The sequence below is a fragment of the Kyrpidia sp. genome, assembly GCF_023512215.1.
GTDB classification, from domain to species: Bacteria; Bacillota; Bacilli; order Kyrpidiales; family Kyrpidiaceae; genus Kyrpidia; species Kyrpidia spormannii.
In genome coordinates this window covers 36,421-48,894 of the sequence record NZ_JAILZZ010000018.1, presented here as the reverse complement: position 1 = coordinate 48,894, position 12,474 = coordinate 36,421, and the positions used below count along the sequence as shown (strand labels likewise).

The following is a 12,474-nucleotide window of genomic DNA, read 5'->3' as shown; positions in this document are numbered from 1 at the left end:
CCGCTGTGGGAAGCCAACATCCTCTCCTGATGCGGCGAAGGATCGAGCGCAAAGCGGTACGCCTGAAGCGCCTTCATGATTCCTTCCCGTCCTTTTTTGCGGCGGTCACAGCCCGCAAAGCCCGATTCCTCGCTCCCCGTCGGCCGTACAATCGGGCGCAGAACGATGTCAAGACCTCGATCATGTCCCGGACCAGATCGTCGCGGGTCTCCCCGGAATCCACCACCACGATGTGACGGCCCTGAGCAGCCAGTGCAGATTCCAGGTACTCCACGCCAAACCTCGCCAGTCGATCCCGGTGTTCCACAATGATGGTCGTCACCCGCGCATCCGCCAAAATACGCCGGAGCTTTGGACGTTTCCCGTTCATCCCCGATCCGACCTCCGTCACCACCTCGTCCACGGCCAGCTTTCGCTCGGTTGCCCACTGGGTGATTCGAGACACTTGCCTGTCCAAGTCACTCCGCTGATCGTGAGAGGACACTCGGGCATACACAACCGTCCGGCCGCCTTCACGGGTCGGAGGGACTTCCACCAGGATCGTGCCGGATTCGGTCTGACGGGCAGGCACAGGCAGCTTGCCATCCTTCCACCAACGCCAAGCGGTCATGTAGGAGATTCCTTGTTGCCTAGCCCAATCTGATAGTTTCATGAGACGATTGTACAACAGAAATATATGTTCGTCTATAGATGTTTACGAACTTCCAGGCTGTTGATCACCCCCGACTGTTACATGATATGCCAAAAAATGGAGCCAGCAAGGCGTTTGCCGAAAAATCCGCCTCACTGGCTCCAGAAAGCCACTAATGACCGACCATCCAAGGACGGCCGGGACGGGAGCCATTTGCTTGACGTTGCCGCTGGGTATTGACAGTGGAATTCGTTCCGTTGTGTGACTCAACAACACGTACCGAGGTGGATCGTCCAGCCGTTTTTAAGACATTTGGGACCCCATAGGTTCGACGTGCCACTTCTCCACAGAAAGGGCAAATGCAAGTATCTTGGGCATCCTTCATGGCCATCTGTCGCTCAAACGTTCCGCATCTTTGACAGTTAAATGCATAGGTTGGCATCGGATCACGCCGGGGACAGGTCCCGATCAAAGATTTCCAGCGGTATGGCTAAGGTACAGCAGGCGTTGGGAATATCGACAATTCCACTGATGCGGCCTTCGACGGGGGCAGCGCTCAGAAGCAGGTAAGCCTGGTCCCCTGTATACCCGAAGTGTTGTAAATATTCAATGGCGTTCAGGCAGGCTCTCCGATAAGCAATGTGGGCGTCTAAATAATGCTGTTTTCCGCTCTCATCGACTGAAATACCCTCAAACACGAGATATTGGGAGAACTTTGGTTCCACAGGTCCCGGTTTGAAAATTGGATTGGCGACACCGTACTTGCTCATGCCACCTTTGATCACATCGACATGAAGATCGATCCATCCAGCCATCTCAATGGCTCCACAAAAAGAGATTTCTCCGTCACCCTGGCAAAAATGAAGGTCGCCGACGGATAATTTCGCCCCTTTGACATATACGGGTAGATACAATCGGGAACCCTTGGAAAGGTTCTTAATATCACAGTTACCGCCATGTTCACGGGGCGGGACTGTGCGAGCGGCCTCCCGTGCAACTCCGTCGAACTCGGCCCCCTTCAGACTGCCCAGCACAGCACTTTGCGGATTTGGAAGGTTGGCAAGCGGTGGGATTCGCTGGGGATTCGCGGCCACGAGTTCAGCTTCTCTCCGATTCCATTCATCAAGGAGCTCTTGGGATGGGGCACATCCGATCAGTCCGGGGTGGAGGACTCCGGGCAAACGAACCCCAGGTATGTGTCGAGATACGGCATAAATTCCTTCAAAGTCCCATATTGCTTTCCGGGCTTCTGGAAAACGATCCGTCAAAAAACCACCGCCGTTTTCCCGAGCAAAGATTCCGGTAAACCCCCATTCTGAGTCTGGCAATGCACCGATGTCCAGGATATCGACCACCAGGAGATCACCGGGTTCCGCTCCGTTAACCCATACCGGTCCGCTTAAGACGTGTACCCGGTTAAGATCCACATGGGCAATATCAGAAGGGTCATCGTTATTATGAATCTGCCCATCGGTCCAATCCTTACATTCGATACGGAAAATTGAGCCAGGGTTTATTGAGACTGCCGCCGGGATATCCGGATGCCACCGATTGTGCCCAGGTATGTCTTGCTCATCCATGGGTTTTGTCAAATCCACATGAAACAAAACATCTGGCATCTTTTTCCCTCCTCAATGAGTTCTCTTTAATCGTATCTGTTCGATCGGGTAGGTTTTTTCGAGAGTTGCACCTCCTTTCTCAGTTGGCAAGCAACTTTGCCATGTAAGAATTATAATCATTGACTTGACGCAATTCTGGATTGATAATAACAGTGGCAGAAAGATGTGTCAAATAAGATTCCACAATGCAACTAAAAGGGTTTATCCATGTGCGACTGTGAGGTCATTTGAGTTAGCTTTTCAAACTAACGCAGAACTGATTTGCAGCAAATCACCTAGGACGATTTTGCAACTGGCGCGTGAGAAGCTCTTGTTGTCACCCAAGCCCAGGTGAAAAGCGCGAGGACGAAGAGCACTGCGATCCAGACCACCGTGGCGCTTATATGGGTCCAAAGTCCGGTCATAGACAAAAACGCTGGAATCGTACAGGTTGCCCAGGACTCTATGAGTGTAACCCACCCTGTAAATCGGCCGATATCGCGTTTTTGCGCGAGCAATAGAAAGAACAAACCCCAAAGAAACGCCCACATTAGCCATATAACACCAAACTTGATATCTCCAAAATGGTAGAAATTAACAATGCTATAGCCAATCGCGAGCATAGAGACCCACAGTGAATACCAACCGACACCCGAACTGTTGTTGCCGGTTAAATTTGATATTCCGACATACAGATAAGTAAACCCGAACAAGAAAATACCTGAGGCACTAAAAATGTCCCAGCTATTCTGGGCGGTCATGATTAGGTAGACCGGCGTAAATACTTGCAGTGCACCAACGAAAAGATTAAAAATGCCCGCACTTTTTGAATCGATTTTGCCCAACAGCATAAGTGCATTGACGAACAGAACGGCTCCAACGTAAAGAAGCCCAACGTTTGCCATTCGATGACCTCCTCCATAGGCGTGCGACAGTCTATCATTCCTTCTGCAAATCCTTCCGAAAATGTGTGTCTCCGTTCCTCCAAGCCACAATGACCCTTTCAGAAGGCATTTCCGATTCCCAGCTACGAGAAAGTAAATATTCAGCCAATGGGACTTCCACGTACCGGCGAATAGCTCGCTTTAATGATCTTGCCCCGTACCGCTGGTCAAATCCGACTTCTGCGAGGTGCGCAAGCATTGAGGGCTCTAGATGGATGTCGACCCGATGATGCAGCAAACGCTGATTCAGTTGCCGGATGTGGAGCAAAATAATATCCTCGACGGCGGTTTCGTCCAACCAGTTGAACGTGATGATGTCGTCGACACGATTAAGAAACTCTGGAGACAATCGGCTCTCGAGTTGCTCCTGGATGAGTTTCCGAGTTGTCTCTATACTCAGCGGTCGTGTAACCCTGAGAAAGTGGCGGAGTTTTGAGTGAGACTTGCGTCTCGCATATTCTTGTACCTCACGGGCACCAATGTTGCTCGTCATAAAAATTAATGAGTTACGGAAATTAATCGTTATTTGTCCTGATGCCACAGTCATGAGCCCGTTGTCAAAGACGTTTAATAGGGTTTGCAGAACCGTGTTGCTTGCCTTCTCCATTTCATCAAACAACACGATACCTGGTGTTCTGTAGGAACCTTCTATCTTTTCTTTGTCGAGAATGGTGGTTCCCTCTTTACTTCCCACGTATCCGGGCGGTGCTCCCGTTAAAGACGCCGCGTAGTGTTCTTGGGACAGCGTGTTCATGTCCACTCTACAAAAAGCTTCTCGGTTTCCATGAAGTGCCTCTGCCAAGAGGCGAACAATTTCTGTTTTTCCCACTCCGGTTGGGCCTAGGAAAAGTGCAATGTACAGTGGACGGCTAGGATCGGCAATATCGGCTCTTACCAAGCGTAGCATCTGCTCGATGGCATTGAGTGCTTCCTGTTGCCCGGCAATATGGCTTTTCAAATGTTGCATCACTTTATTGACGTCGAAAGTAAATCGGGTGACTACCGTTGCTGACGATGACTTGGTCGACTGGTTGGGTCCAGTATTCTCCTCTTCTTTCGCTATTTTCTGTTGGGCAAAGCTTTGGAGCATATCGTTTACGAATGGCATTAACCGTATCCCCTTTTTACAACTGATGCTGCTATACAGGTCAGATCCGCCGCCGGGATCCGATGGAAGCTTACCTTTTGGTTCCCGGCGGCGCTCATGGATCAACTACCGATCCGCTTCGCGTTCTGCACCGTTATAGGGCAGACCGCCAACTGGACAACATGCTGTTGTTAGCTCCGTTCGGGTAATTTTCTCTACATTCTCTTGAGCTTTCTTTGCATCTAACACCCATGTCCGATAAAAATCAAACGGACATTCTGCCAATCCTTTGTCGCCGTCCCCTGAATTATAGATACCTGTATATCCGCGATGTAATAATTTGAAGAGCTGATTTTGCGATTGCCAGTTCTGCCGGGCGTCACGAATCGCTGAAATCGACAGCTCCGCATACTGGATACCGTACTCTTCTTCGCCACATTCGCCCAATGTACGGCCGTCGAATCCAATAATTGCTGAGTGACCAAAGTAAGAATAGACTCCGTCAAATCCGGTCGCGTTCGCCACAGCGACATAAACGTTGTTTGCCCATGCCATTGTCTTAGCCATCATGATCTGCTGTTCTTTGGCGGGATACATATATCCCTGTGGACGAACAATCAATTCTGCGCCTTTCATTGCACAATCCCGCCAAATTTCGGGATAGTTTCCGTCGTCACAGATGATCAGACTAACTTTAAGTCCTTTGGGTCCATCGGAGACATAGGTCTTATCCCCCGGATACCAGCCTTCGATAGGAGCCCAAGGTAGTATCTTTCGATATTTTTGCACGATTTCTCCCCTGTTGTTGATCAGCACCAGCGTATTGTACGGGCTTTTTCGCGGGTGTTCCTCATGCCGTTCCCCGGTTAGAGAGAACACTCCCCAGGTGTTGGCTTCACGGCATGCCCGGCCAAAAATCTCCGTTTCTTCCCCGGGGACTGTACATGCAGTTTCGAACATTTCATCCGGGTCATACATAATGCCCATCGTGCTGTACTCGGGAAAGACGACCAGATCCATTCCTGGCAGGCCTTGCTTCATTCCGACGATCATGTCCGCAATCTTCCGAGCGTTATCCAGTACCTGCTCCCGGGTATGGAGCCGCGGCATCTTGTAGTTGACAACGGCAACACCTACAGTATCTGGACTGCTAGCAATGTCTCCATGTCTCATTGAGAACACCCTCCGTCATTTGTATATTTTAGAAATGTAACTTCTCTGTTTAACCTCTTTGCAGGTTTCATGCCAAATACGTGAGCAGAAACGGATTTATCTCAACGCAGCAGTACAGCTAACCACGACCGTCTTGAAGCACGGTAGGGAAGCTCAGAAAGGGCGAACCGCGAATCTGGTTTCCTTGCGGTCTGTATCGTTATGTCCTCATCTGTTTAATCGTGTTCTAAGACGACGAACGCCAGGGATAAACAAACCGATGCAAAAGCGCAACATTAGGAAACATTGCAAGACATCTATAGAACACAGAATGATATAATGTCCCTAGCAGGTGAAAAGGAGGGCGAACCAGTGCCTGGCGGTCAGGACATCCACATCGGCCTACTTTTCTCGCTCACGGGCACGACAAGCGTAACAGAACGGGGGCAATACCAATCCGCACTGTTGGCGATCCGCCAAATCAATGAAAATGGGGGGGTCTTGGGGCGAAAGCTCATTCCCATCACAGAGGATATCGCCTCTGACCCTATTTTGTCGGCAGCGAAGGCCGAGAAACTGATTCATACACACCATGTTGCGGCGATCATTGGTCTATATACCTCAGTTTGTCGCAAGCTTACTATTCCCGTATTAGAAAAGTACAATAAATTGCTCTTTTACCCCACATTGTACGAGGGCGAAGAATTGAGCCCTTATGTATATTATTGTGGTCCAGTTCCGAACCAGCAGCTTGAAACTTTCATCCCTTGGATTTTTGATCACATTGGTAAATCGGTTTATCTTGTCGGGTCTGACTATGTATACCCCAGAGAGACGAATAAGCATATCCGTAGACTCGTGAAGTTGCACGGGGGCACTATAGCGGGCGAGCAGTATGTTGCTTTAGGTGCTCAAAGATTCCAGCAAATACTTCGGGAGATTACGGCCGTAAAACCGAATGTAGTGTTTTCAACGCTCGTAGGGGAGAGCGTGATTGCTTTTTATCAACAGTTTTACGGCACTCGTTTAAATATACCGATTGCCAGCGCAATTACTGCGGAAACGGAGATTCAGGCAATGGGTATCAAATATGCTGTCGGCCATTACACATCATTTCCATATTTCTCATCCATCCGTACAAAACGAAACTCGGAGTTTCGCAGTCTGTACAATGAAACCTATGGGACGCAAACGATAAGTGCGGTTATGGAAAGTGCATATTATAGTGTTTGGTTATTGGCGGAGGGGATCCGTCGGGCGAGGTCAACAGATACAGATGAGATTCGTGAGGCACTGCGTGATATAGAGTTCGAGGCTCCCCAGGGGTGCATTCGAGTAGATCCAAAAAACCAACATCTGTGGCTGCAGTCTAGAATTGGACGCGTGAATGCCAATGGGGAATTTGACATTGTGTGGGAATCAAATGGGTTGATACCGCCCATACCTTTTTACAACGACGAAAAAGAGAATCCTGCACTGCTGCGAAGTGACAGCGCGAGTGCCCCCATTCACGTGCTCCGGACTGCCCAGGATCAATACAAGCCTTTGATCGATGCAATCAAAAATGTGACAAAATATTTTCCATACCGATTTGGAATCTTTAACGCTGAAGGTTTGACCTTAGCCGTTTTTCGCCACGATGTAACAGACACCCCCGAGCTACCCCCCTTTTTGAGCCCTGGGATCAAGGCCAATCATGCGTTAATTGGTCATTCCGGAATTTCCCTGGCGTTAATGGGTCGAAGTGAAGCTGTTGTTCGGGGGAGCGAACATGAACGAGAGGAATTGAAAGACTGGATTACGATAGGAATACCCATTCAGCGTAAATCCGGCCGATTCTATGGAGTGCTTGGTGTATTCATCGATGATTGCTCGTTGAGTCCTGATACCATTACAACCCTTTCTAGGGCTTTGAAACAGTTGCTAGAATGTGCTGTTGGCATCGTCGAGGAACAGGGTAAAAAAGCGGAAGTTGATCGTCTTTTCGTGGGTGCTATAAATGCGATACCGGAAGGATATATTAGTGTAGCTAACAATGAGGTGCTCGTGAAAAATCAACTTGCCAGCGATTGGTTGGCAGATGATCCAAACCTGCTTCCTTTCCTTAGATCTTACCTAAGCAGCGTACAAGATCAACAATTCATGACTCGTTTCAGTCGAGATCAACACGTGTTTGAGATTAAGGGCCAGAAAATAGGGGAAGTGTACCATATCTTCATTCGCAAGATGCGTATTTTATCCCGGAAATCTCAAAAAAACCAGGTGGAACTCGTCGGTTCAAACGTATTGTTTTTAAAGAACATTCAGCTTGCGGAGCTTGCTGCACAAGCTGACGCCAATGTCCTACTTTTGGGCGAGAGTGGGACTGGAAAAGAACTTTTTGCGCGGTTTATTCATAACGCCAGCCCGCGTCGTAACAAGCCGTTTATTGCCGTGAACTGTGCGGGTCTACCGCGGGATTTGGTCAGTGCCGAGCTGTTTGGTTATGAGGATGGAGCATTTACCGGGGCAAAACGGGGGGGACGTCCAGGCAAATTCGAACTTGCGAATGGCGGAACACTGTTCCTGGATGAAATTGGGGATATGCCGATCGACCAACAAGCCATCCTACTGCGTGTATTACAAGAAAAAGAAGTTGTTCGAGTAGGGAGCGGCACCCCGATTCCGGTTGATGTACGAATCATTTCCGCGACAAACAAACGCCTAGCTCAGGAAATCGCATACAATGGGTCGTTCCGAAGCGATCTTTACTTCAGGCTCAATGTCTTCACCATAGAACTTGTACCCCTCCGTTTACGAAAAGATGATATTCCGGAACTCGCGAGGCACTTTCTTACTGAGTTCTCGGAAGCCACGGGAACACCTGAGAAATCATTGTCTGAGGAGGCGACAAGAGTCCTTATGCAGTACGGGTGGCCAGGTAATGTCAGAGAGTTGCGTAATGCCCTAGAACGAGCCTTTTATGTAGCAGGCAACGAACCCCTCATTACATTGGACCACTTACCCGATTACTTACGGACGGATGACACGTTTCAATTGATCTCGCCGGAATTCGAGCCCAAAATGCCACAGGCTGTACAGGCAAACGTGCTCTCGCAAGGCGAAATCGAGTCTATTGACTCCGGAGTACAGGGAAGGCGGGATGAACAGCTTGTGCAACAGGACGCTCGTCTTTTACGTAACGTCGAATCGATACGGCTACAATATGCCCAGGATGAACGGTTGGAGATTGAGCGTGCACTCATGATGTACAAAGGTAACATTAGCCGTACTGCACGGGAACTCGGAATATCCCGTACAACGTTATACCGTAAACTTCGAGACTACAAGTTGATCTAAAAGCGCTCGGGGGTGACGCAGTCCTTCTCCCAACTGCTGCAATCCTGCAAACCTGTCCTGTTCGATGAGAGCGGGGAGGGCTCGTGCCCTCCCCAATCGAGGGGAGGATCTCCTTAGATGTTCGGAGCAGGTGACTGGGGCCACCATGAGGCCGCTATCCGGCGCACCTCGGCGATGCGCTTGGGCAGAGGGGGATGAGTGGACATTTTTTCCGTCATGCGAAGTATAAAGCCGCGGTTCTGTTCGCTGTCGTGCAAATATTCATCCACATCGATGTCAGCGTACAGATCTCTCCCTACGGCGAGCATCGTCAGGCCTCGCTCGGCAGCGGCAGGGCTGGCTGTCACATAGGTCGCGATGCGGTCACAGGTGAATTCGCATGCCCGGGAATAGGCATTGCCGAGAAAAGGGATCAACCGGGCCGGGAGAATCAAGATGTTATGGCCGTTCAATCGCACAAAACCGAGGGTCATTAAGTTCAAGGCGAAGGCCAGCAGCAATCCGATGATCAAATACACAATTCCTACAAGGGAGATGATCAGGGCGAACCAAATCGCACCTTTGCGATTGTTTATACTCGGACCGAGGTGTGGAGAGAGCGAGCGCAGGGCGATGGTGGGCCTCCACTGCCCCATAGGGGACAGGCACCTGGGAAGGCTGGATAGCGTACATTGGGGGCAGAAGTCCACAAACCCTCGATGTGAAGGGGGCCCAGGGGATGCTGTTTATCTACGGTGACAAAATGCCGCTGCGCATTCTCGATGAGGCGGATTTCTGGAAGCAGCAGGAGGCGGAGCACACGGTGGTGATCCGCCAGTTGGTGAACAACCTGGAGCCGCGTTTCGTGCGGGCGCTACAGATTTGGGGGCAGATGTTGGAACGCACCCGGGGGGCGGTGCGCCGGATGATCGAATTTTACGTGTGGACAGATCCACGGGCGGCCGCCGCGTTTCACGGGGATCTCCTCCACCTCGTTGATCACTGCCTCCGAGAAAGTCGGGCCTTCATTCACCTCTTAGACCAACTGGGTGTGGAGAGCCCGGCCATGTACAGCAACCCCACGGTGATGGTGGTCCTCAATCACATCCGGCGGGAGTCGGAGTATTTTATCGGCGTCGCCCAGGCTATCCTAGCGAGTCGGCCTCATCGCGTCGGGCACCTCCGGGAAACGTTTGTGGCTGGTTGACAGAATGTCCAGGCCTATCGACGGGCCACGGGCCCGGCGCTGTGGGGCTGTTCATGTTGTGGTTGGCACACGACCGGCGAGGAGCAAGCGATCGCGTGGGCGCTCGGGGAGGAATGCAATCCGCCCCTCCCGATCACCACGGAAATGGTGGGGGAGGAGGGTGGACATAACCCGCCCCCCATTGCCACCGTGCGGTTTGTGCCCGCTGACCTATCGTCCGTGGTGCGCGCCCATCGGCTGCCCTCCTGCCGACCCTTGAGGCCCCTGTGCTGCCGCGATGGTCAGTCTTTCCAAATGCTGCAGTCCTCCGGCCAACAACAGCCCCACCCCGAGCAGCCCCACGATCAGCCCGATCACCCCAGGCCATCCGAAGCGAGTCCAGAGAAACCCGCCGGTCACGCCGGCCAGGCTCGAACCGGCATAATAAAATAGCAGATACAAGGACGAGGCCTCGGCTTTTTCCGTTTTTGCGCGCTTGCCCACCCAGGCACTGGCAATGGCGTGGCTCCCGAAAAATCCCGATGTGAACAGGGCGGTGGCGGCAATTTTCACTCCCAAAGGCTGAGCGAGGGTCAACAGGGCCCCGGCGATGCTGAGTCCGAGCCCCACCCAGAGGATTTTGACCCGTCCGTGCTTATCCGCCAATCGTCCCATCCAGGTGGAACTGAAAGTCCCGGAGAGATACACGAGGAAAATCAGCCCCACCCAGGTCTGGCTCAGGTGGTACGGCGGTCCCATCAGCTCATAGCCCAGGTAGTTATACAGCGTCACGAAGCTCCCCATGAGCACAAAGCCCAGTCCATATAAGGTCAAAAGCCCCGGATCGCGCAATTTGGCCGCCAAAGACGGCGCCAGCCGCCGAAGGGCTCCGGGTTTTGGCGTAAAATGCCGGGATGCCGGCAGCCCCCGCCAGAAAAGGATCGACGCCGCCAAGCTGATGATTCCCAGTCCCGCCAGGGCTCCGCGCCAAGACCACAGGTCCGACATGGCGCCCACGAGGATTCGCCCGCTCATTCCGCCCACACTGGTCCCGCTTACGTACATCCCCATCACGATGCCCAGGGTGGCCGGGTGGAACTCTTCGTTCACGTAGGCCATGGCGATGGCCGGAAGCCCCGCCAAGGTTGCACCCACCACCGCCCGGAGCACCAGAAGCGAGAGGAAACTTGGGGCGAGGGCCGTGAGGATCGCGAGAACCGAAGAGGCCAGCACCGAGGCGACCATGATTGATTTGCGCCCCCGATCTTCTGACCACGCCGAGGTCAGAAGCATGAAAATCGCCAGGATCGCGGTGGTCAGCGAAACCGACAGACTGGCGACCGCCGGACTGACGTGAAAATCGGCGGACAGTACGGGGAGCAGAGGCTGGGTGGAGTACAGAATGGCGAAGGTGACGAAGCCTCCGGCGAACAGGGCGGCCAAAGCCCGCCCGAATCCTTTTTGTCCCCGTTCCAAATACGGCATGTGCACGCGCCTCCGGATGCAAAACTTTCTTCTTGGGATTCATCTCAACATGGTCTCATTCTACTCCTGCCCAATCCATACTGTCTAATTGACGTTTTCGATCATTTTGATGCATCGTATGCATAGATACGACGAAAGTGGGGATGGCCGTGGAATGGGCACAGTTGGAGTATTTTCGCATGGCGGCGCGGTTGCAGCATTTTACCCGGGCGGCGGAGCGCCTCGCCGTCTCCCAATCCGCCCTCAGCCGTTCCATCGCCCGGCTGGAACAGGAGCTCGGGGCGCCATTGTTCGAGCGGGAAGGGCGCAGCATTCGCCTGACTCCCTATGGGCAGCGATTTCTCCGCCGGGTGGAGAGGGTGATGCGGGAAATGGACGAGGCCCGGCGGGAGATTCAGGAGCTGGCAGATCCCGAGCGAGGCGAGGTGCGCCTGGGCTTTTTGCATACCCTTGGCGTGCACCTCGTTCCCGATCTGATTCGGGATTTTCGCAGCCGTTTCCCGAAGGTTTCCTTTGTTCTGGTGCAGAATGCGGCCGGACCGGTTTTTCGTCAACTGGAGTCCGGGGAGATTGATCTGTGTTTCCTGTCTCCGCCGGTGCGCCGGGAGGGGGTGGGTTGGGTGGATCTGAAGACCGAAGAGCTTTTTTTGATCGTCCCCTCGCAGCACCCCCTGGCGGGACGGGATAGAATCGAGCTCAGGAATGTGGCGGAGGAGCCGTTCATCGCTCTCAAGCGGGGCTACGGGATGCGGACCATCACCGAGGAGCTTTGTGCCCAGGCGGGATTCTCGCCCCGGATTGCTTTTGAAGGGGAAGAAGTGGCCACCGTGGCCGGACTGGTGGCCGGCGGCCTCGGTGTGGCGATGGTTCCTGATTTCCCCGGTTTGGAGTTGTTGGGGATCAAAAAATTACCGGTCCATGCGCCATTGTGCCGCCGGGTGATCGGCATGGCCTGGATCGAGCACCGCGCTCTGTCCCCGGCGGCGGAGCGGTTCCGGCGCTTTGTGGTCGGGCGGGAGGAGACCGGGAGCTCGCGCTAGGCAAGGAAAGTCTTCCTAAGATTTGCCCCATGT

At 52.7% G+C, this 12,474-nt stretch carries 11 protein-coding genes; 3 read left to right on the top strand and 8 right to left on the bottom strand.

The features are described from left to right. Window positions 1-73: 73 nt before the first annotated feature. The 6 genes from K6T64_RS08590 to K6T64_RS08570 form a co-directional block, all read right to left on the bottom strand. Window positions 74-652: an IS607 family transposase gene (locus K6T64_RS08590; protein ID WP_288009619.1), complete on the bottom strand. Its 579-nt coding sequence runs from the start codon at window positions 650-652 to the stop codon at window positions 74-76. A gap of 151 nt (window positions 653-803) precedes the next feature. Continuing rightward, on the bottom strand, window positions 804-1,073 hold the full coding sequence (locus K6T64_RS16860) for an FmdB family zinc ribbon protein (protein ID WP_353737804.1): 270 nt from the start codon (window positions 1,071-1,073) through the stop codon (window positions 804-806). Window positions 1,074-1,077: 4 nt separating this feature from the next. Beyond that, window positions 1,078-2,250 carry a formamidase gene (gene fmdA / locus K6T64_RS08585; protein WP_288009618.1) on the bottom strand — a complete coding sequence of 391 codons (1,173 nt, stop codon included), beginning with the start codon at window positions 2,248-2,250 and terminating at the stop codon, window positions 1,078-1,080. A 275-nt stretch (window positions 2,251-2,525) separates the two neighbouring features. Beyond that, entirely contained in the window at window positions 2,526-3,134 is a 609-nt protein-coding gene (locus K6T64_RS08580) for an AmiS/UreI family transporter (RefSeq protein WP_100668697.1), read from the bottom strand. Between the two features lie 34 nt (window positions 3,135-3,168). Further along, the gene (locus K6T64_RS08575; RefSeq protein ID WP_288009617.1) at window positions 3,169-4,386 is read right to left on the bottom strand and encodes an AAA family ATPase; all 1,218 of its coding nucleotides are present in this window, start codon (window positions 4,384-4,386) and stop codon (window positions 3,169-3,171) included. Beyond that, complete coding sequence (locus K6T64_RS08570) at window positions 4,387-5,433, bottom strand: aliphatic amidase (protein ID WP_100668695.1); 1,047 nt, start codon at window positions 5,431-5,433, stop codon at window positions 4,387-4,389. It lies immediately after the preceding gene. 351 nt (window positions 5,434-5,784) lie between these two features. Between K6T64_RS08570 and K6T64_RS08565 the strand changes: the two genes are divergently transcribed. Then, window positions 5,785-8,751 (top strand): transporter substrate-binding protein, encoded by a 2,967-nt coding sequence (locus tag K6T64_RS08565; RefSeq protein ID WP_288009615.1) that lies wholly within the window; start codon window positions 5,785-5,787, stop codon window positions 8,749-8,751. 113 nt (window positions 8,752-8,864) lie between these two features. On the opposite strand, the gene K6T64_RS08560 is transcribed toward K6T64_RS08565, so the two are convergent. Continuing rightward, window positions 8,865-9,386: a M48 family metalloprotease gene (locus K6T64_RS08560; RefSeq protein WP_288009614.1), complete on the bottom strand. Its 522-nt coding sequence runs from the start codon at window positions 9,384-9,386 to the stop codon at window positions 8,865-8,867. An 83-nt stretch (window positions 9,387-9,469) separates the two neighbouring features. On the opposite strand from K6T64_RS08560, the gene K6T64_RS08555 reads away from it, so the two are divergent. Next, the gene (locus K6T64_RS08555) at window positions 9,470-9,937 is read left to right on the top strand and encodes a DUF2935 domain-containing protein (RefSeq protein WP_288009612.1); all 468 of its coding nucleotides are present in this window, start codon (window positions 9,470-9,472) and stop codon (window positions 9,935-9,937) included. Between the two features lie 210 nt (window positions 9,938-10,147). Here K6T64_RS08555 and K6T64_RS08550 read toward each other — a convergent pair whose 3' ends face one another. After that, complete coding sequence (locus tag K6T64_RS08550; protein WP_288009611.1) at window positions 10,148-11,401, bottom strand: MFS transporter; 1,254 nt, start codon at window positions 11,399-11,401, stop codon at window positions 10,148-10,150. A 149-nt stretch (window positions 11,402-11,550) separates the two neighbouring features. On the opposite strand from K6T64_RS08550, the gene K6T64_RS08545 reads away from it, so the two are divergent. Continuing rightward, the gene (locus K6T64_RS08545; protein ID WP_288009609.1) at window positions 11,551-12,441 is read left to right on the top strand and encodes a LysR family transcriptional regulator; all 891 of its coding nucleotides are present in this window, start codon (window positions 11,551-11,553) and stop codon (window positions 12,439-12,441) included. Window positions 12,442-12,474 lie beyond the last annotated feature (33 nt).